Source organism: Phycicoccus avicenniae, assembly GCF_018139485.1.
In the GTDB taxonomy this organism is placed as follows: Bacteria; Actinomycetota; Actinomycetes; order Actinomycetales; family Dermatophilaceae; genus Phycicoccus; species Phycicoccus avicenniae.
This window is the reverse complement of record NZ_JAGSNF010000003.1, coordinates 246,816-266,214: the sequence shown is the minus strand read 5'-3', so window position 1 is coordinate 266,214 and position 19,399 is coordinate 246,816. Positions and strand designations below refer to the sequence as shown.

At 73.5% G+C, this 19,399-nt stretch carries 21 protein-coding genes; 5 read left to right on the top strand and 16 right to left on the bottom strand.

Annotated features, from left to right (window positions below; genetic code table 11):
• Window positions 1-6: 6 nt before the first annotated feature.
• The 6 genes from KC207_RS03230 to KC207_RS03205 all read right to left on the bottom strand — a co-directional run bounded on the left by KC207_RS03230 (window position 7) and on the right by KC207_RS03205 (window position 4,377).
• Window positions 7-897: a YegS/Rv2252/BmrU family lipid kinase gene (locus KC207_RS03230; RefSeq protein ID WP_211601453.1), complete on the bottom strand. Its 891-nt coding sequence runs from the start codon at window positions 895-897 to the stop codon at window positions 7-9.
• Window positions 894-1,664, bottom strand: a complete 771-nt coding sequence (tatC, locus tag KC207_RS03225; protein WP_211601452.1) for a twin-arginine translocase subunit TatC — start codon at window positions 1,662-1,664, stop codon at window positions 894-896. Before tatC ends, KC207_RS03230 begins: the two co-directional genes overlap by 4 nt.
• A gap of 63 nt (window positions 1,665-1,727) precedes the next feature.
• Complete coding sequence (gene tatA, locus KC207_RS03220) at window positions 1,728-2,033, bottom strand: Sec-independent protein translocase subunit TatA (protein WP_211601451.1); 306 nt, start codon at window positions 2,031-2,033, stop codon at window positions 1,728-1,730.
• A 36-nt stretch (window positions 2,034-2,069) separates the two neighbouring features.
• A complete protein-coding gene (locus KC207_RS03215) occupies window positions 2,070-2,384 on the bottom strand; it encodes a hypothetical protein (protein WP_211601450.1) in 315 nt (104 codons plus the stop codon).
• Between the two features lie 2 nt (window positions 2,385-2,386).
• Window positions 2,387-3,367 (bottom strand): helix-turn-helix transcriptional regulator, encoded by a 981-nt coding sequence (locus tag KC207_RS03210; RefSeq protein ID WP_249138520.1) that lies wholly within the window; start codon window positions 3,365-3,367, stop codon window positions 2,387-2,389.
• A complete protein-coding gene (locus KC207_RS03205; protein WP_211601449.1) occupies window positions 3,364-4,377 on the bottom strand; it encodes a helix-turn-helix transcriptional regulator in 1,014 nt (337 codons plus the stop codon). The genes KC207_RS03210 and KC207_RS03205 overlap by 4 nt, the downstream gene beginning before the upstream one ends.
• 36 nt (window positions 4,378-4,413) lie before the next feature.
• On the opposite strand from KC207_RS03205, the gene KC207_RS03200 reads away from it, so the two are divergent.
• Window positions 4,414-5,511, top strand: a complete 1,098-nt coding sequence (locus KC207_RS03200) for a DUF3866 family protein (protein WP_249138519.1) — start codon at window positions 4,414-4,416, stop codon at window positions 5,509-5,511.
• Here KC207_RS03200 and KC207_RS03195 read toward each other — a convergent pair.
• From KC207_RS03195 to dop, 7 genes are all read right to left on the bottom strand, one after another.
• Window positions 5,495-5,872 (bottom strand): FKBP-type peptidyl-prolyl cis-trans isomerase, encoded by a 378-nt coding sequence (locus KC207_RS03195; protein WP_211601448.1) that lies wholly within the window; start codon window positions 5,870-5,872, stop codon window positions 5,495-5,497. The two genes, KC207_RS03200 and KC207_RS03195, sit on opposite strands and share 17 nt — an antisense overlap.
• Before the next feature lie 37 nt (window positions 5,873-5,909).
• Window positions 5,910-6,857 carry an FKBP-type peptidyl-prolyl cis-trans isomerase gene (locus KC207_RS03190; RefSeq protein ID WP_211601447.1) on the bottom strand — a complete coding sequence of 316 codons (948 nt, stop codon included), beginning with the start codon at window positions 6,855-6,857 and terminating at the stop codon, window positions 5,910-5,912.
• Between the two features lie 119 nt (window positions 6,858-6,976).
• Window positions 6,977-8,359 (bottom strand): Pup--protein ligase, encoded by a 1,383-nt coding sequence (pafA, locus tag KC207_RS03185; protein ID WP_211601446.1) that lies wholly within the window; start codon window positions 8,357-8,359, stop codon window positions 6,977-6,979.
• Entirely contained in the window at window positions 8,356-9,156 is an 801-nt protein-coding gene (gene prcA / locus KC207_RS03180) for a proteasome subunit alpha (RefSeq protein WP_249138518.1), read from the bottom strand. The genes pafA and prcA overlap by 4 nt, the downstream gene beginning before the upstream one ends.
• Window positions 9,153-9,980, bottom strand: a complete 828-nt coding sequence (gene prcB, locus KC207_RS03175) for a proteasome subunit beta (RefSeq protein ID WP_211601445.1) — start codon at window positions 9,978-9,980, stop codon at window positions 9,153-9,155. The genes prcA and prcB overlap by 4 nt, the downstream gene beginning before the upstream one ends.
• Window positions 9,977-10,168: a ubiquitin-like protein Pup gene (locus tag KC207_RS03170; protein ID WP_211601444.1), complete on the bottom strand. Its 192-nt coding sequence runs from the start codon at window positions 10,166-10,168 to the stop codon at window positions 9,977-9,979. Before KC207_RS03170 ends, prcB begins: the two co-directional genes overlap by 4 nt.
• A 35-nt stretch (window positions 10,169-10,203) precedes the next feature.
• Complete coding sequence (gene dop / locus KC207_RS03165) at window positions 10,204-11,721, bottom strand: depupylase/deamidase Dop (RefSeq protein ID WP_211601443.1); 1,518 nt, start codon at window positions 11,719-11,721, stop codon at window positions 10,204-10,206.
• A gap of 21 nt (window positions 11,722-11,742) precedes the next feature.
• Between dop and KC207_RS03160 the strand changes: the two genes are divergently transcribed.
• The 4 genes from KC207_RS03160 to KC207_RS03145 all read left to right on the top strand — a co-directional run bounded on the left by KC207_RS03160 (window position 11,743) and on the right by KC207_RS03145 (window position 15,270).
• Entirely contained in the window at window positions 11,743-12,726 is a 984-nt protein-coding gene (locus KC207_RS03160) for an alpha/beta hydrolase (protein ID WP_211601442.1), read from the top strand.
• 4 nt (window positions 12,727-12,730) lie between these two features.
• The gene (locus tag KC207_RS03155; protein ID WP_211601441.1) at window positions 12,731-13,723 is read left to right on the top strand and encodes a ribose-phosphate diphosphokinase; all 993 of its coding nucleotides are present in this window, start codon (window positions 12,731-12,733) and stop codon (window positions 13,721-13,723) included.
• Window positions 13,720-14,067 (top strand): DUF3054 domain-containing protein, encoded by a 348-nt coding sequence (locus KC207_RS03150; protein WP_211601440.1) that lies wholly within the window; start codon window positions 13,720-13,722, stop codon window positions 14,065-14,067. The genes KC207_RS03155 and KC207_RS03150 overlap by 4 nt, the downstream gene beginning before the upstream one ends.
• Before the next feature lie 198 nt (window positions 14,068-14,265).
• Window positions 14,266-15,270, top strand: a complete 1,005-nt coding sequence (locus KC207_RS03145) for a peptidoglycan-binding protein (protein ID WP_211601439.1) — start codon at window positions 14,266-14,268, stop codon at window positions 15,268-15,270.
• 213 nt (window positions 15,271-15,483) lie between these two features.
• Here the strand turns inward: KC207_RS03145 and arc are convergent, their stop codons facing one another.
• The 3 genes from arc to KC207_RS03130 are packed head-to-tail and all read right to left on the bottom strand — an operon-like array spanning window position 15,484 to window position 19,352.
• Complete coding sequence (arc, locus tag KC207_RS03140) at window positions 15,484-17,232, bottom strand: proteasome ATPase (RefSeq protein WP_211601438.1); 1,749 nt, start codon at window positions 17,230-17,232, stop codon at window positions 15,484-15,486.
• Window positions 17,233-17,254: 22 nt separating this feature from the next.
• Complete coding sequence (locus KC207_RS03135) at window positions 17,255-18,241, bottom strand: tRNA (adenine-N1)-methyltransferase (RefSeq protein WP_211601437.1); 987 nt, start codon at window positions 18,239-18,241, stop codon at window positions 17,255-17,257.
• 10 nt (window positions 18,242-18,251) lie between these two features.
• The gene (locus tag KC207_RS03130; protein ID WP_211601436.1) at window positions 18,252-19,352 is read right to left on the bottom strand and encodes a site-2 protease family protein; all 1,101 of its coding nucleotides are present in this window, start codon (window positions 19,350-19,352) and stop codon (window positions 18,252-18,254) included.
• Window positions 19,353-19,399 lie beyond the last annotated feature (47 nt).

Genomic DNA, 19,399 nt, shown 5'->3' with positions numbered 1-19,399 from the left:
CAGCGCTCAGGCGAGCACCGACAGCGCGCCCGGGACCACCTCGAGGTCGAGCGGCAGCGGGCCGAGCCGCTCGCCGTCGGCGTACCCGACGATGCCGGTCGCCTCCAGCCGCACCCGGCGCGCGCGGTGCACCTCGACCGCCGGGTGGCCGAGGTGGCCCCCGGAGAACACCCGCGGGAAGACGCGGAGGAACTCCGCGACCGGGAGACGGTGCAGGACGAGCACGTCGAGGAGACCGTCGTCGAGGGCCGCGTCGGGCGTCACCCGCATCCCACCGCCGTACGACGGGCCGTTGCCGACCGCGACGAGCATCGCCTCGGTCTCGAGCCGCCGGTCGTCGAGGTGCAGCACGTACGGGATCGGCCGGAACCCCGGCAGCTCGCGCAGGACGGCGAGGGTGTAGCGCGCCTGGCCGCGCGGCCACCGCCAGCCGTTGGCCCGCTCGTTGACGACGGCGTCGAACCCCGCGGCGAGCACCCCGACGAACCACCTGCTGCCGTCCGGCCCCGGGTCCTGCCGCCGCACGGCGTCGACGGCACGGGTCCGTCCCGCCAGGACCCGCTCGACGGCGGCGGCCGCGTCCCGCACCGGCAGGCCGAGGGCCCGCGCGACGTCGTTGCCGGTCCCGGCGGCGACGATGCCGAGCGGCACGTCGGTCCCGGCGCACACCTGGGCGCCGAGGTGGACCATCCCGTCACCGCCGACGACGACGACGGCGTCGAGCCCTCCGGCCGCGACCGCGGCGCGCGCCCGTTCGAGGGCGCCGCGGCCGTCGGCGGCGGACAGGTCGACGACCTCCGCGCCCGCGGCCCGCAGGAGGGTCAGGGCCGTGGCCCCGACGGCGCGTCCGGTGTTCTTGCCGGCGGTGGGGTTGACGAGCACCCCGAGCCGGGTCACAGCGAGGAGGCCTCGTCGTCCGACACGTCGAGCCACTCCGGCCGGTTCTTCGCCTTGCGCTTGTCGAGCAGCCGGCAGACGAACCAGGCCCCGAAGAACAGCAGGGTGAGCGGGGCCGCGAAGACGAACATCGTGAACGGGTCGGCGGTCGGGGTGGCGACGGCGGCGAAGACGAAGATGAGGACGACGGCGACCCGCCAGCCTTTGATGAGCCGCTCCGCCGGCATCGCGCCGAGGACGTTGAGCCCGACGAGGACGACGGGGAAGAGGAAGCCGAGCCCGAAGACGAGGATGAAGCGGGTGACGAACGAGAAGTACATCGACGTCTGCTGGATGTTCGAGGTCCCGGCGGGGCTCAGCCCGTAGAGGATCTGAAGGCTCTGCGGGAGGATCGCGTACGCCAGCGCGCAGCCCGTGAGGAACAGCGGGACGGTCGCCGCGACGAAGAGCAGCGAGACCCGCTTCTCCTTGCGGGTCAGCCCGGGCACGATGAACGCCCACGCCTGGTAGAGCCAGACCGGGCTCGAGACGATGACGCCGACGAAGATCGACAGGCTGATGAGGTTGGACAGCGCCGAGGTGGCCTCGCCGAAGTTCAGGCTGATCGTGTTGTCCGGGTTGGCGTCGGCGTAGGCGTAGAAGGGCGCCGTGAGGAACTGGAAGACCCGGTCGTAGAAGATGCCCGCGACGATCGCCGTCACGAGCACCGACGCGGCGGCGACGAAGAGACGCCTACGGAACTCCCGGAAGTGCTCCGCCAGCGTCATCCGACCCTCGGGGTCGCGAGGGCTACGGGGCTTCCGGGCCATGGAGGGTGGGTGGTCCCGGGGTCAGGCGCGCGGGCCGGACTGGTTGTCGGTCCGGGGCTGCTTCTCGTGGACGGCGTTGCCGGCCTCGTCGGGACGGACGACGTTGTCGACGCTGCGGTCCTGGGTGATCGACTCACCCCGGACCGTGGACTCCGAGGCGTCGGACTTGCTCGCCTCGCTGTCGCGCTTCATCTCGTCGACCTCCGACTTGAAGACGCGAGCCGAGCGGCCGATGCTGCGCGCCGCGTCGGGCAGCCGCTTCCAGCCGAAGATGACGATGATCAGCACCGCGATGATGATGATCTCGGTGGGTCCGATCCTGCCCATGTGGGTCCATCCCCTTCGATGTGTCGAGGTCGTGGGTCAGTCTACGCGTGCCCAGGCCGGCATCCGCGCGGCACGTCGTGCCGATCGGTCCGCCCGCTGTCGGGCCCGCTCGCTCCGATACTGCCTCAGCAGCGTCCGCGGCGCCTGTGCGACCGCCGTGTCCGGTGGGTGAACCGCCGGGGAACGCTCCAGGGCGGCCTCGAGCTCCGCGACGACGCGGCCCGCGCGGGAGACCTCGGCGGACAGCGCCCGGACGCTGCGCCAGAGCGAGCGCAACCGCAAGAAGACGACGACGCCTCCGCCCAGGACGAGCACGGACCACAGCAGCAGCCAGCCCCACCACGGCAGCACGGTCAGGCCCGGGAGTAGGCCGCGAGGGCGGCGTCGGCCCCGCCGAGCACCTCGGCGGCGAGGTCGGCCGGGGACTCGACCCGTCCGGCGCCGCCGAGCCGCCACAGCAGCCGGCGCAGCCAGGCCGTGTCCGCGGTCCGCAGGGACACCCGCAGGCCCCCGCCCTCGGACGCGGGCACCTCCTCGACGTCGTCGACCGCGTAGTGGTCGGCGACCCACGTCGCGCCGGGCAGCAACCGCAGGACGACCGTGACGTCGTCGGGCGCCGGGCGGAAGGTGCCCTCGGACAGGTCGCGCTCGTGGGCCTGCTGCGGCGGGGTGCCGTCGACGTCGAGGACGACGAGGTCCTCGATCCGGTCGAGCCGGAACAGCCGGACGTCCTCCGCGCGGTGGCACCATCCCTCGAGGTACCAGGCGCCGTCCATCCCGACGACCCGCATCGGGTCGACGTCGCGCTCGGTCGCCTCGTCGCGGGCGGGCACGACGTAGCGCAGGTGCAGGCGCCGGTGGTCCGCGAGCGCGCCCCGCACGCGGCTCAGGACGTCCGCCTCGACCCGCGAGCCGACCTCCGCCCTGACCCGGCTCGCGGGGGCGGCGGCCTCCCCGGCGGCGCTCTCGAGCTTGGCGAGGGCGCGGTCGACGGCGTCGCGCTCGTCGAGCCCCGGGACCTCGCGCAGCGCCCGCAGGCCGACGATGAGCGTCACCGCCTCGTCGACCCCGAGCCGCAGGGGGCGGGAGATCTCGTCGGCGTTCCCGACGAAGACCCGGCCGCCCTCCCAGTCGGCCTCGATGAGCTCGTCCGGCATCTGCCCGTAGCCGCAGAGGAAGAGCAGCCGCAGGTCGGCCTCGAGCTGGTCGGTGCTCACCCCGAGCTCGTCGGCGGCCCGGCGCAGGTCGATGCCCTGCCGGTTGACGAGCCACGGGACCATCGTGAGCAGCCGGCCGAGCCGGGCGGTGGCGCTCTCGGTCGTCGGCGGCGTCACCGGACGGCACCCCCGTGCGCGAGGACGGCGCCGCGCAGGCGCTCCACGACCGCGTCGACGAGCTCGGGGGGCTGCTCGACGACGACGTCGGCGCCGTAGGACGCGAGCTCCTCGGCCTGCATGTCGAGGTCGTGGTAGTCGAGGTCGAGGAGCGACCACGTGTCGTCGACGTCGCCGACGGTCCGGGCGCGTCGGCGCAGGCTGTGGCCCGCACCCTGACGCACCCGGACGACGGCGGGGCTCGGCTGCGTCGCCGGCGTGCCCTCGCGGCGGGCCATGACGTGCGGCTCGTGGTCCTCGGGGACCTCGAAGGCCCCGGGACGCCCGACGGTGCGGACCGCACCGGAGATCCGGGAGAGCCGGAAGACGCGCGGCGCCTCGCGGTCCTCGTCGTACGCCGTGAGGTACCACCGACCGTTCCACGACACGAGCGACCACGGCTGCACGTGCCGCTCGCTCGCCTCGGCGTCCTCGGGGCGGCGGTAGCCGAAGCGCAGCCGCACCCGGCGCACCACGGCGTCCTTGACGGCGTCGAAGGCCGGCTCGGTGGTCCGCAGCCGCGGCTCGATCCCGATGAGTGCCTCGGCGTCGCGCTCGACGCCGGCGGCGCGCAGCTTGCGCAGGGCCTGGGCGGCGGGACCGGCGAGGGAGGCCTGCGCCCAGGTGCGGCTCGCGAGCCCCAGGACGGCGAGCTCGTCGGGCTCGAAGGCGATGTCCGGCAGGGCGTAGTCGCGCTGGTGGATGCGGTATCCGGGCTCGTCCTCCCAGAGGGCGTCGATGTCCTCGGTGACGAGCGGGACGCCGAGCTCGCGCAGCTCGTCCTTGTCCCGCTCGAACATCCGCTCGAAGGCCTCGACGGAGGCGTTGGCGGCGTACTGCGGGACGAGCCGGCGGATCTGCGCCTTGGACAGCGGACGCCGCGTGTAGAGCAGGACGAGGACGAGGTTGAGCAGCCGCTCGGTCTTCGCCTGGGCCCCGCTGGGCGCACCTCCCCCGTTCTCGCTGCTCACCCGTCAGACGGTACACGGGCCGTTACGCTGCCCGGCGTGATGCAGTGGCGTGCCGGACGGGTCGTGCAGGAGCGTCGCCGGTGGTCCGGCGCGGTGGAGCTGGAGGTGAGCGTGGAGGGCTCCCCCGAGCCGGTCCGCGCCCTCGCGTACACCGCCGTGACGGGGGTCCCGGCGGCCGGGGAACGGGTGCTCCTCAACGCCTCGGCCCTCCTGCGCGGTCTCGGCACCGGGGGCCTGGCGTTCGTCGTCGCCCGCACCGACGTCCTGCCGGAGGACCCCGAGGTGGGGCCCGGCCACATCGTCAAGGCCCGCTACACGCCGCTGCAGCAGATGCTGCTCGCCGTCGACGAGCAGGACAGCCCGCACCACGACCTGCTGCGGGACGCCGACGACCTGGACGGCACCCCCGTCGTCGTCGCCGACCTGCACAGCGCCCTGCCGGCGGTCGTCGCGGGTGTCCGCTCGGCGCGTCCCGACGCCCGGGTCGCCTACGTCATGACGGACGGCGGGGCGCTGCCCGCCGCCTTCTCCCGGGCCGTCGCGGGCCTGCGGGAGTCCGGCGCGCTGGCCGCGTGCGTCACGGTGGGCCAGGCCTTCGGCGGTGACCACGAGGCCGTGACGGTCCACACGGGGCTGCTCGCGGCCCGGCACGTCGTCGGCGCCGACGTCGTCGTCGTGGCTCAGGGACCGGGCAACGTCGGCACCGGCACACGGTGGGGGTACTCCGGCGTCGCGGCCGCGGAGGCGCTGCACGCCGCGGACGTGCTCGGCGGACGGTCCGTGGCGAGCCTGCGGGTGTCGGGCGCCGACCGGCGCGAGCGGCACCACGGGGTGAGCCACCACAGCACGACGGCCTACGGCCGGGCGCTGCTCACCCCGGCCGACCTCCCGGTGACGACGCTGCCGGACCCCGCGTTGGACGCGCGAGTGCGGCGGCAGGTCGAGGACCTCGTCGCGGGGGCGCGCGCGACCCTCACGGTCGTCGAGGTCGACCCGGAGGGCCTCCGCGAGGCGCTCGAGGCGTCCCCGGTCGGGCTCTCGACGATGGGCCGCGGCCTCGCGGAGGACCCGGCGCCGTTCCTGTTCGCGGCGGCCGCCGGGTCCCACGCGGCGTCGGTCAGCGCACGCCCATGAGGTCGACGACGAAGACGAGCGTCTCCCCGGGGGCGATGACGGCGCCCGCGCCGCGGTCGCCGTAGGCCTTGTGCGCCGGGATGGTCAGCTTCCGCCGGCCTCCGACCCGCATGCCGGCGATGCCCTCGTCCCAGCCGGCGATGACCATGCCCACGCCCAGCTGGAAGTCCAGCGGCGCGCCCCGGTTCCACGAGGCGTCGAACTCCTCGCCGGTCGAGTGCGCGACGCCGACGTAGTGCGCGGACACGGTGCTGCCGGACGTGGCCTCGGCGCCGTCGCCGACGGTGATGTCCTCGATGACGAGGTCGTCCGGTGCCTCGGTGCCGGGGAAGTCGATCTCGGGCTTCGTGGGCTCGCTCACGGTGCTCTCCTGACGTCGGTGCGGGTGGGGACGCGGCTCAGTAGGCCGCGAGGATGTCGACGACGAACACGAGGGTGTCCGACCCGGTGATCTGCTCACCACGGCCCTGCTCGCCGTAGCCGTCGGCCGGCGGGACGACGAGGAGCACCCGGCTGCCGACCGGCTGGCCGACGAGGCCGTCGTCCCAGCCCTTGATGACCTGGCCGACCCCGATCGGGAAGTCGACCGAGGAGGCCGCCGGGTTGTTGAAGCTGGAGTCGAAGACCTCGCCGTTCTTGTAGAGGACGCCGGTGTACGTGACCTTGATGGTCTGGCCCTCCTCCACCTCGGGGCCCTCGCCGCGGACGAGCTGCTGGGTCACCGTCTCCTCGGGGGCGTCGACGCCGTCCGGGATCGTGATCTCCGCCGGGGCGTCCTCCTGCCACTGCACCTCGGGCAGGTCCTCCTCGGGCTGGACCTCCTCGCCCTGTGCGCTCTCGAGGACGTCCGGCGCGGCGACGAGGTCGACGACGAAGAGGACCGGGTCCTCGGCGCCGACGCCGAGCTGCTCGTTGCCGGTCTCGCCGTAGGCGTCCGCCGGGGTCGAGCCGATGACGAGACGGGAGCCGACGGTCTTGCCGGGGATCTGGGTCTTGAACGCCGGGAAGAGGTCCTGCGCGGACAGGTCGAGGCCCACCGGGTCGTTCTCCCAGGTGCTCGTGAGGGTCTCACCCGTCGTGCCGTTGACGATGACGGCCTGGACGGTCACGAGGTCGCTCTCGGCGATCTCGTCGCCGTCGCCCTCGGAGACGACCGAGGACTCGGTGCGGCTCAGCTCGAGCGGCGCGTCGACCTCGACGGTCGGTTCCGCACCGGCGTCGCCGGTGACCTCGACCCCGGTGAGGGACGAGGCGGGCTCGCTCGCGGTCTCCTCCGCGCAGCCGGCGAGGACGAGGGCGCCCGCGGCGGCCGCGGCGGTCAGGGTGGTGGTCAAGCGGGAGGGCACGAGGTGGTCACCTTCGGTCGGGGACGTGCGCGGGCCCGGGGCACCGGCACGGCGGGAACTCCTCGACGATAACCACTCCGGATGGGAACTCCCTCATCGTCGCCTGGGAGCGGACCGGCTCAGGGCGTGCGCATCCCCTCGACGAGGCGGGCGACGCGGGCGTCCTCGGCGAGGAAGGGGTCCTTGCACAGGACGGTCCGCTGCGCCTGGTCGTTGAGCTTGAGGTGGACCCAGTCGACGGTGAAGTCGCGGCGCTTCTCCTGGGCGGCGCGGATGAAGTCCCCGCGCAGCTTCGCCCGGGTGGTCTGCGGTGGGCGCACCTTGGCCTCGAACACCTCGGGGTCGGACACGACCCGCTCGACCCGGCCGCGCCGCTGGAGCAGGTAGAACAGCCCCCGGCTGCGGTCGATGTCGTGGTAGGCGAGGTCGATCTGCGCCAGCCGCGGGCTGTCGAGGTCGAGGCCGTGCCGGGAGGCGTACTCCTCGAGCAGCCGGTACTTCACGACCCAGTCGATCTCGCGCCCGACGAGCGAGAGGTCGTCGGTCTCGACGGCCGTCAGGGTGCGGTCCCACAGGTCGAGCACCCGCTCGTGGCTCGCGTCCTGGGCGCCCTCACGGGCGACGAACTCGGCGGCCTTGGCGTGGTACTCGCGCTGCAGGTCCAGGGCCGACAGCTCACGGCCGTTCGCCAGGCGCACGGTCCGCCGGCCGGTGAGGTCGTGCGCGATCTCGCGGATGGCCCGGATCGGGTTCTCGAGGGTGAGGTCGCGCATGACGACGCCGGCCTCGATCATCCGCAGCACGAGGTCCGCCGACCCGACCTTGAGCATCGTCGTGGGCTCGGCCATGTTGCTGTCGCCGACGATGACGTGCAGGCGCCGGTAGTGCTCCGCGTCGGCGTGCGGCTCGTCCCGGGTGTTGATGATCGGGCGGCTGCGGGTCGTCGCCGACGACACGCCCTCCCAGATGTGGTCGGCCCGCTGGCTCAGCGCGTACGAGGCGCCCTTGGACGTCGTGACGAGCTTGCCCGCCCCGCACGTCAGCTGCCGGCTGATGAGGAACGGCAGGAGAGTCTCGGACAGCGCCTGGAACTCCCCGCCCCGGGTCACGAGGTAGTTCTCGTGGCAGCCGTAGGAGTTGCCGGCCGAGTCGGTGTTGTTCTTGAAGACGTAGATGTCGCCCGCGACGCCGTCCTCGCGCAGCCGCTGCTGGGCGTCGACGACGAGGCCCTCGATGATCCGCTCCCCCGCCCGGTCGTGGGTGACGACCTGGCGGATCGAGTCGCACTCCGCCGTCGCGTACTCCGGGTGCGACCCGACGTCCAGGTAGAGCCGCGAGCCGTTCGTGAGGAAGACGTTGCTCGAGCGCCCCCACGCGACGACCTTGCGGAAGAGGTAGCGGGCGACCTCGTCCGGGGTGAGCGTGCGCTGGCCGTCGGTCGAGCACGTGATGCCGTACTCGTTCTCGATCCCGAAGATCCGCCGGGTGCCGCGGGTGCTCACCCGGGCCGTCCGTCCTCGTCGCGCTGGGTCTGCGGGTTCGTCGACTCGCTGCGGGCGGAGTCGTCGTCACCGGCCGGGGCGTCCTCGGTCGGGTCGTCGCTGCTGAGCAGCCGCTCGAGCAGCTCGCCCTGGACGCGGCGGAACCGGCGCCGCGGGCGGTGCCGGTCGAGGACGGCGACCTCGAGCTGGTCCGGGGACAGCGTCCGCGCCTCCCCGCCGGCCGGGTCGGCCCCGAGCAGCGGCACGGCGAGGCCGAGCACCGCCGCGAGATGCATCCCGGGGCGCCAGCCCTCACGCAGCCCGGCCTCGATCTGCTCGGCGCCACCGCCCATCGCGACGAAGCCGTGCTCGTCGGCGACGGACCCGTCGTAGGTGAGCCGGTAGACCTGGTCGCCGTCGGCGGTGTCCCCGACCTCGGCGACGACGATCTCGACCTCGTACGGCTTGGACTCCTGGGTGAAGACGGTGCCGAGCGTCTGGGCGTAGGCGTTCGCGAGGCCACGCGCGGTGACGTCGGAGCGGTCGTAGGAGTAGCCGCGCAGGTCGGCGTAGCGGACCCCCGCCACCCGGAGGTTCTCGAACTCGGGGTACTTCCCGACGGCCGCGAAGGCGATCCGGTCGTAGATCTCGGACACCTTGTGCAACGCCCGGCTCGGGTTCTCGGCGACGAACGCGATCCCGGCGTCGTACTGGACGACGAGGACCGCCCGGCCCCGGGCGATGCCCTTGCGGGCGAAGTCCGCCCGGTCCTTCATGAGCTGCTCGGGCGAGACGTAGAACGGCATGCCGGCGCTCATCGGGCGCCTCCTTCCGCCGCGGCGCGGTCGCCGATGATCGCGTCGACGACCGGCGCGACGTCGTCGCTCGGGACGAAGCGGGTGCCCTCGGCGTCGACGACGCCGACGGTCGGCCAGATCCGGCGCCCGACGTCCGGTCCCCCGGTCGCCGAGTCGTCGTCCGCGGCGTCGTAGAGCGCCTCGACGGCGACCCGGACGGCCTCGTCGGCGGTCATCCCGCGCCGGAAGAGCTTCTTGAGCGCGCCCCGCGCGAAGAGCGAGCCGGAGCCCACGCTGTGGTGGTCGTGCTCCTCGTAGCAGCCGCCGGTCACGTCGTAGGAGAAGATCCGGCCGGTGGCGCCGCCGAGGTCGTACCCGGCGAACATCGGCACGACGGCCAGGCCCTGCATCGCCATCCCGAGGTTGCCCCGGATCATCGTCGCGAGCCGGTTGGCCTTGCCCTCGAGGGACATGAGCGTGCCCTCGATCTTCTCGTAGTGCTCGAGCTCGACCTGGAAGAGGCGGACGAGCTCGATGGCCAGGCCGGCGGTGCCGGCGATCCCGACGAGGCTGAACTCGTCGGTGGCGAAGACCTTCTCCATGTCCCGGTTCGCGATGACGTTGCCCATCGTCGCCCGCCGGTCACCGGCCATGACGACGCCGCCGTCGAAGGTCACGGTGACGATGGTCGTCCCGTGCGGGGCCTCGGTCACCGGTCCGGACGGCACGGGGCGCCGTCCGGGCAGCAGGTCGGGGGCGTGCGCGCCGAGGAAGTCGGAGAACGAGGACGATCCCGGGGCGAGGAACGCGGAGGGCAGGCGACCGGCGTCGGCTCCGCGGGTCACTGGCCGCCCTTCTGGACGAAGCCGCGCACGAACTCCTCGGCGTTGGACTCCAGGACGCCGTCGATCTCGTCGAGGATGTCGTCGATCTCGCTCGTCTGCGCGGCGGGGGCGGTGGCGGCCTCGGGGGCGTCGCCCTCGTCCGGGCCGTCGTCGCGTCGCTGCGGTCGGACCTGCTCCTGACCGGCCATGGTCACCCTCCTGTCGTCGGGACGTACCGCCGAGCCTAGTCGGCGGACCCGAGCGCGGTGAGGAGTGTCTCGACGTCGGGTGCGCCGCGCACGACCTCACCGATCCCCGCCTCGGTCCCGCGCTGCGGCTCGAGCATCGGCACCCGCTGGAGCATCCGGCGGCCCGGGACCTCGAAGATCACCGAGTCCCACGACGCCGCGACGACGTTCTCGGGGAACCGGGTGAGGCACGTGCCGCGGAACCAGGCCCGGGTGTCGGTCGGCGGCTCGGTGACGGCCCGGGCGACGGCGGCGTCGTCGACGAGCACCTCCAGGCGGCCGCTCGCGGCGAGCCGGTGCGCGATGCCGCGGTCCGGCCGGACGTCCGACCACTGGAGGTCGACGGCCTTGAGCCGCGGGTCGCCCCAGCCGAGGCCGTCCCGCTCGCGGTAGCCCTCGAGGACGGCGAGCTTGGCGACCCAGTCGACCTCGCGGCGGGCCTCCATCGGGTCCCGGCCGAGGCGGTCCAGGACGGTGGACCACCAGTGCAGCACCTCGGCGGTGTCGGCGTCCGGGGCACCGCCGGAGCGCTCGTCGACGAACCTCGCCGTTCGGTCGTGGTACTCCCACAGCAGCTCGACGGCGGTCATCCGGCGCCCGTCGACCAGCTCGAGCCTCGTCCGCAGCGACGGGTCGTGCGAGACGGCGTGGAGGGTCGGGACCGGGCGCCGCACGGCGAGGTCGTCGGCGAGCACGTCCGCCTCGACCATCGCGAGGACGAGCGAGGTCGTCCCGACTTTGAGCAGGTTCGCGACGTCGGCGTGGTTCGCGTCGCCGATGATGACGTGGAGCCGCCGGTAGCGGTCGGCGACGGCGTGCGGCTCGTCCCGGGTGTTGACGATCGGCCGCTTGAGCGTCGTCTCGAGGCCGACCTCGACCTCGAAGAAGTCGCTGCGCTGCGCCACCTGGTAGCCCGGGGTGCGCGAGTCGGTCCCGATGCCGACCCGGCCGCTGCCGCACATGACCTGCCGGGCGACGAAGAACGGGACGAGGTGGCGCACGACCGAGGCGAAGGGCGTCGAGCGGGACATGAGGTAGTTCTCGTGCGTCCCGTACGAGGCGCCCTTGCCGTCGGTGTTGTTCTTGTACAGGTTGACCCCGGGCGGGACCGTCGCCAGCCGGGCCACCGCCTCGCGCATCACGAGCTCGCCGGCGCGGTCCCACGTCACGACGTCCCGCGGGGTCGTCACCTCGGGCGAGCTGTACTCGGGGTGGGCGTGGTCGACGTAGAGCCGGGCCCCGTTCGTGAGGACGACGTTGGCGAGCGTCGGGTCCTCGACGTCGTCGGTCAGCTGGCTCGGGTGCGCCTCGCCCCGCCCCATGTCGAAGCCCCGCGCGTCGCGGAGCGGGGCCTCGTCGGCGTAGTCCCAGCTGGCCCGCGCCGGGCGGATGCCGCGAGAGCGGGCGTAGGCGGTGACGACGTCACCCGAGGCCACCATGGGGTTGGCGCTCGGGTCCCCCGGCACGACGATCCCGTACTCGGTCTCGATCCCCATCACCCGGCGCACCGTCATGGGGCCGACGATACTGACCGGATGCGCAGCTACCGCGGGATGTCCCCCCTCACGACGCTCGTCTCGGCCGTCGCCGACCTCGGCCGTCCGGGCATCGCCTCGCTCGACCTCGACGGGATCCAGGAGGCCCGCGGGCGGCACCGCAGCCGGCACCCGGTGGCGCAGCGCGTGCTCGGCCGCATCGACGACCGCGTCGGCGTCGCCTACGGCACGGCACCGGCACGCGACGACCACGAGATCCCGCTGCGGATCTACCGGCCGCGCGCGCTGCCGGACGCCCGGGACGACGTGCCCGTCGTCGTGTGGTTCCACGGCGGCGGCTGGGTCCTCGGCAACGTCGTGGACTACGACTCCCTGTGCACCCTGCTCGCCGGCGGGGTCGGGGCGGTCGTCGTGTCCGTCGACTACCGGATGGCCCCGGAGCACCCGGCACCCGTCGCCGCGCACGACGCCGTCGACGCGACGACGTGGGTCGCCGCCCACGGCGACGTGCTGCGAGCCGACACCTCGCGGATGGCCGTCGCCGGGGACTCCGCCGGCGGCAACCTGGCCGCCGTCGTGGCGCAGGTGATGCGGGACGCGGGGATGACGAACCTGCGCCACCAGGCGCTGCTCTACCCGGCGACCGACCTCACCCGCTCGTCCGCGTCGATCCTCGAGCACGCGCACGCGCCGATCCTCGACAAGCGGGCCGTCGACGCGTTCGTCGGGCACTACCTCTCGGGGGACGTCGGGCCCCGCGAGCCCGTCGTGTCCCCGCTGTTCGGCGATCTCGCCGGGCTGCCGCCGACGTTGGTGCAGACCGCCGACCTCGACCCGATCCGGGACGACGGGATCCGCTACGCCGCTGCGCTCGAGGCCGCCGGCGTGCCGGTGCGGCTCACGAACTACCTCCGCGTGCCACACGGGTTCGCCTCGTTCCCGGGGGCCACCCCCGTGGGCCGCCAGCAGCGCGCGGAGCTCGTCACCGAGGTCTCGCGGGCCCTGCACCGGCCGCTAGGGTGACGGCATGCGGGAGATCGTCGTCTTCTCCGGGTCGGCCCACCCCGGGCTGGCGCACCGCATCTGCGACTCCCTCGGGGTGCCGCTCTCGGAGTCGGTGACGAGCCGGTTCAGCAACGACTGCCTCCAGGCCCAGCTGCTCGCCAACTGCCGCCAGCGCGACGTCTACATCGTCCAGCCGCTCGTCCCGCCGACGCAGGACTCCCTCATGGAGCTGCTGCTCATGGTCGACGCGGCCCGCGGCGCCTCGGCGGCGATGGTCACGGCGGTCGTCCCGCACTTCGCCTACGCCCGGTCGGACAAGAAGGACGCCTCGCGCATCTCGCTGGGCGGGCGGCTCGTCGCCGACCTCATCGCCACCGCGGGCGTCGACCGGGTCATCACGATGAACCTGCACGCCCCGCAGGTCCACGGCTTCTTCTCGGTCCCGGTCGACCACCTCACCTCGCTCGGCGAGCTCGCGGCGCACTTCCGGGCGCAGGACCTCGCCGACGCCGTCGTCGTCTCCCCGGACCTCGGCAACGCCAAGGACGCGACGCAGTTCGCCCGGCTGCTCGGGCTGCCGGTCGCGGCCGGCAGCAAGCGGCGGCTCGCCGACGACCGGGTCGTCGTCGACTCCATCGTCGGGGACGTCTCCGGGCGGCGGGCCATCGTCCTCGACGACGAGATCGCGACCGGCGGCAGCATCGTCGAGCTGCTCGAGCGCCTGGCCGACCACGGCGTCGAGGAGGCGGCGGTCGCGTGCACGCACGGGCTGTTCGCCGGCAGGGCGGTCGACCGGCTCCGGGCGCACCCGATGGTCTCCGAGGTCGTGACGACCGACACCGTCCCGGCACCCGACGGCTGGCCCGAGCTGCGGGTCCGCTCGGTCGCCGGGCTGTTCGCCGAGGCCATCCAGCGCATCCACGACGGCGAGTCCGTGTCGAGCCTGTTCGACGGCGTCGACCCCACGCACGCCCCGCCCCGCCAGCGCACCCTCTTCGAGCCGGTCGACGGATGAGCCGCCTCCTGCCGGCCCTCCTGGACGTGGCCGTCGTCCTGGCCTTCGCGGCGGTCGGCCGCCGGTCGCACGCCGAGGGGCTCGACGTCGTCGGGATGCTGCGCACCGCGCTGCCTTTCGTCGTCGGAGCCGCGGCGGGCTGGCTCGTCGCGGCCGTCACGCTCGACGCGGGGCCGCGGTCCCTGGCGTTCGGGGCGGTCGTCGTCGTGTCCGCGGTCGTCGTCGGCATGGTGCTTCGAGCGCTGACCGGTCAGGGCGTGGCGGTGTCGTTCGTCGTCGTCGCGACGACGGTGCTGGCCGTCCTCCTCCTCGGCTGGCGGCTGCTCGCCCGGCTCCTGGGGTGACCGTTCCCGGCAGGGATGCCCGGACCCGACCGAGTGTTTGACAACTTTTTACCACCCCTCCTGACCTGCACGGACGTGCGTCGAACGGACCCTGCGCGCGCCGCCCGACGTCGTCCCGGCCGCTCCCCGGTGGCAGCGTCCCGGCCGCTTTCGTAGCGTCCGGGACGACTGCCCCCACCACCCCAGGAGCATGCAGCGATGTGTGACCAGCACCCGACCACGACCCCCGTCCGGCGCCCCCTCGGCCGTCGTGCCGTCCTGCGCGGGGCCGGTGGCCTCCTCGTCGCCGGTGGCGCCGCGACGGCCGCCGCCCCGAGCGCGTTCGCCGCGACCTCACAGAACGGCTGGCCCGCCGGGTACTCCAACGAGATCCCGCTGTCCTCGCTGGCGGTCGGCGCCGCGACGTTCCCCGCCGGCGTGCGCTCCGGTGACGTGTACACCGTCCTGCGACACGTCGCCGCGCGCTTCGACGCCACGGTCGAGCGGCTGTACTCCCCCGGCTGCTGGGGCCACAACTACCGGGAGATCTCCGGCAGCACGAACCTGTCCAACCACGCGAGCGGCACCGCCATCGACTGCAACGCCCCCGACCACCCGCTCGGCGCGTCCGGCACGTTCACCTCGGCGCAGGTGTCGGCCATCCGCGCCATCCTCAGCCAGTGCAACGGGGTCGTGCGGTGGGGCGGCGACTACAGCTCGCGCAAGGACGAGATGCACTTCGAGATCAACGTCGCGCCGGGCGACTCCCGGCTGTCCTCGCTCGCCGCGAGCCTCGGCGGCGGGGGCGGGACCCCGGCGCCGCCGGCGCAGTGGGCCCTCGTCCGCCAGGGCGACAGCGGCTTCCGGGTCCGCCACGTGCAGTACCTGCTGCGGCAGCGCGGGTACTCGATCGGCATCGACGGGGTCTTCGGGTCCGGCACGGCGAGCACGGTGCGCAGCTTCCAGTCCTCGAGGGGCCTCACGGCCGACGGGATCGTCGGGACGAACACGTGGACCGCGCTCGTCCTCACCGTCCGGAACGGCTCGAGCGGCGACGCGGTCCGCGCCGTCCAGACCTCCCTCACGGCCAAGGGGCTCTCGACGGGCGTCGACGGGATCTTCGGGTCCGGCACCGAGAGCCGCGTGCGGTCCTTCCAGGACTCGCGCAGCCTCGTCGTCGACGGGATCGTCGGCGAGAACACCTGGCAGGCGCTCACCGCCTGACGGACCCGCCGCGCACCACCGCCCGCCGGGCCTCCCCGCCTCGTCGTCACGTCGGACGGAGCCACCGGAGCACCACGGTGCGCGTCCGAGACCCTCCCCGCGTGGAGCACTCCCTCCACGCGGGGAGGGTTCCGTGACGACCACCTGTGGTGGCCGGACGCGTGGCCCCGTCCGCCCACGCGCTCGGGGGCCGCGGTGGGTGCCCGTGCGCGGCTACAGGTACTGGCCGGTGTTCGCGACCGTGCTGATCGACTTGCCGGGCTCCGAGCCCTCCTTGGTCTTGATGAGGGTGCGGATGTAGACGATCCGCTCCCCCTTCTTGCCGGAGATCCGGGCCCAGTCGTCCGGGTTCGTCGTGTTCGGCAGGTCCTCGTTCTCGCGGAACTCGTCGGTGCACGACTCGAGGAGGTGCTCGACCCGCAGGCCGCGCTGGCCGGTGTCGAGGAGGTCCTTGATCGCCATCTTCTTCGCCCGGTCGACGATGTTCTGGATCATCGCGCCGGAGTTGAAGTCCTTGAAGTAGAGGATCTCCTTGTCGCCGCCGGCGTACGTCACCTCGAGGAAGCGGTTCTCCTCCTCCTCGGAGTACATCCGCATGACGACGGCGTCGATCATCGCCCCGAGGGTGGCCCCCTCGTCGCCGCCGTGCTGCTCGACGTCGTCGGCGTGCAGGGGCAGCCCCGTCGTGAGGTACTTCGCGAAGATGTCACGCGCCGACTCCGCGTCGGGCCGCTCGATCTTGATCTTCACGTCGAGACGGCCGGGCCGCAGGATCGCCGGGTCGATCATGTCCTCGCGGTTCGAGGCGCCGATGACGATGACGTTCTCGAGGCCCTCGACGCCGTCGATCTCGGCGAGCAGCTGCGGGACGATCGTCGTCTCGACGTCCGAGGACACCCCGGACCCGCGGGTGCGGAAGAGCGACTCCATCTCGTCGAAGAACACGACGACGGGGTAGCCCTCGCTCGACTTCTCACGGGCCCGCTGGAAGATGAGCCGGATGTGCCGCTCGGTCTCGCCGACGTACTTGTTGAGCAGCTCCGGGCCCTTGATGTTGAGGAAGTAGGAGCGGACGGAGTCCCGCCCCTCCTTCTCCGCGACCTTGCGGGACAGCGACGCGGCGACCGCCTTGGCGATCATCGTCTTGCCGCAGCCGGGCGGGCCGTAGAGCAGGACGCCCTTCGGCGGCTTGAGCCGGTGCTCGACGTAGAGGTCGGCGTGCAGGTACGGCAGCTCGACGGCGTCGCGGATCGCCTCGATCTGGCCGGTGAGGCCGCCGATGTCGGCGTAGTCGATGTCCGGGACCTCCTCGAGGACGAGGTCGGCGACCTCGGCCTTGGGGATCCGCTCGAAGACGAAGCCGGAGCGCGGCTCGAGGAGGAGGGCGTCGCCGGCGCGCACGTGGACCCCGGCGAGCGAGGACGCCATCCGGCAGACCCGCTCCTCGTCGGCCTGGGCGACGACGAGGACGCGCCCGTCCTCGAGGAGCTCCTTGCACATGACGACCTCGCCGACCGTCTCGAAGCCGTGCGCCGCGACGACGTTCATCGCCTCGTTGAGCATGACCTCGCGGCCGGGGGCGAGCTCGCCCTCCTCGACGGAGGGGCTCACGGCAACGTGCATCTTGCGGCCGCTCGTCAGGACGTCCGCGGTGCCGTCCTCGAAGACCTCGACGACCGTGCCGTACGCGGCCGGGGGCTGTCCCAGCCGGTCGACCTCGGACTTCAGCGTGACGATCTGCTCGCGGGCCTCGCGCAGGGTGCGCACGAGACGCTCGTTCTGGGCGGAGAGGGTGGCGGTCTGGGAGCGGAGCTGGGCGAGGTCCCGCTCGAGCGAGCGGACCTGGTCGGGACTGACCTCACCGCCGGCGCGCAGCGCGGCCAGCTCGGACTCGAGGGACCGGCGCTCGGCCTCGAGCCGCTCGCGGGTTCCCTGCTCCTCCGTGGGCTCGTCGGTGCTCATGCTCGACGATAACCCGCGGGCGTCAGGAAGGGTCGGACGTCCCGGTGACCGAACGGCGCACCTTGCGGACCTTCTTGTCCGACGGCACCCGCTCGCCCACGTTCTCGGGGGTCCAGTCGCCCTCCCCCGCCTCCTCGCTCGTCACGTAGCCCTTGCCCGGGCGGCGCTTGCGCAGCGGCGGGGTCGTCCCCGGAGCGAGGCGTCGGGTCGTCACGAGGAAGCCGGTGTGTCCGTGCATCCGGTGCTGCGGCCGTACGGCGAGGCCCTCGAGGTGCCAGCCCCGCACGAGCGACTCCCAGGCCTGCGGCTCGGTGAAGGTGCCGTGGTCGCGCATCGCCTCGGCGACCTTGCTCAGCTGGGTGGCCGTCGCGACGTAGCAGATGAGCACACCGCCGGGCGCGAGGGCGGCCGAGACGACGTCGAGGCACTCCCAGGGCGCGAGCATGTCGAGGACGACCCGGTCGACGCCGCCGTCGTCGACGGCGCCGGGGAGCGCCTCGACGAGGTCGCCGACGCTCACCGACCACGCCGGGTGGTCGCCGCCGAAGAAGTCACGGGCGTTCGCCCGGGCGATGTCGGCGAAGTCCTCGCGCCGCTCGAAGGACAGCACGCGGCCGTGCTCGCCGACGGCGCGCAGCAGCGACATCGACAGCGCCCCCGACCCGACCCCGGCCTCGACGACGGTGGCCCCGGGGAAGATGTCGGCCATCTGGACGATCTGCCCGGCGTCCTTGGGGTAGACGACCGCGGCGCCGCGCGGCATCGACATGACCCAGTCCGAGAGCAGCGGCCGCAGCGCGAGGTACTCGACCCCGGCGGTGTTCGTCACCGTCGAGCCGTCGGGACTGCCGATGAGCGCGTCGTGGGTGAGGTGCCCGCGGTGGGTGTGGAACTGCTTGCCGGGGGTGAGCGTGATGGTGTGCAGCCGGCCCTTGGGGTCGGTGAGCTGCACGCGGTCGCCCTCGGCGAAGGGACCGCGCCGGCGGTCGGCTCCGGTGGGGGTCGTCATGCGAGGGAGTCTAGGTGCGCGCCGAGGACCGCTTCGCCACGGCGTCGACGTGCCCGGCCGAGGTGACCGCCCAGACCCGACCCCCGTCCCGGGTGAGGACGACGATCGGCACCTGGGTCGACGACATCGCCTGGAGCACCGGCACGAGGAGGTCGTCCGGGCCCACCTCGACGACGTTGCCGTCCGGGACCCGGGTGACGAGGGCGCTGAGCGGCACCTGCGGGTCGACAGGGCCCTCGACCCCGGTGAGCACGAGGGTCGGCCGGCCGTGCTCGTCGGGGCAGACGACGATCCCCGGCCGGGTGCGGGCCGTGGCGAGCGGGGTCTCGCTCGGCAGGACGACGGCGGGCTGCGCGACGTCGGCCACCCGTACGGTGTGGACGAGCTGCTCGAGGGGGGCACGCGCGATGGCCGCCGACGCCCCGGTCCAGAGGATCCAGCCCATGACGACCCCGATGAACAGGTCGAAGAGGTCCGGCAGCGTCCCGGCGAGCAGCGGACGCCCGAGGACCCACAGCACGACGAGGACGGCGACGGCCCGGCCGATCCATCCCGCGACGAGCAGCCCGCGGTCGCGGCGGCCCGTGGCGCCCCAGACGGCGGACTGGACCGCGGCGCCGCCGTCGAGGGGCAGGCCGGGCAGGAGGTTGAAGACCGCGAGGAGGCCGTTGAGGAAGCCGAAGGCCCAGGCGAAGGAGGACGCCGTCCCGTCGAGCACGATCGAGGCGACGAGGCCCGCCGCGGCGAGGGCGCCGTTGACCGCCGGGCCGGCGAGCGCGACGAGCGCGGTGCGCCAGGGCGTGGCCCCCGTCGCGTCGTACGAGGTGTGCCCGCCCCACAGCGTCGCGACGATGCGGTGCACCCGGAAGCCGAGCGCACGGGCGACGAGCGCGTGGCCCGCCTCGTGGCCGAGCACGGCGACGAAGATGCCGACGACGAGCCAGACGGCGTACGCGAGGCCGATCCCGGGCCCCAGCGCGGAGCCCGACTGGTAGCCGAGGAACCCGATGACGAGGGCGAGGAGCAGCCACGTGCGGTCGAGGTGCACGGGGACGCCGGCGACCGACCCGATCCGCAGGGAGCCCCGGGGTGCCTCGGGCGCGCTGGACATGGTGCGACCCTACGCGAGCCAGCGTCCATACTTGGAGGTCGACCTGG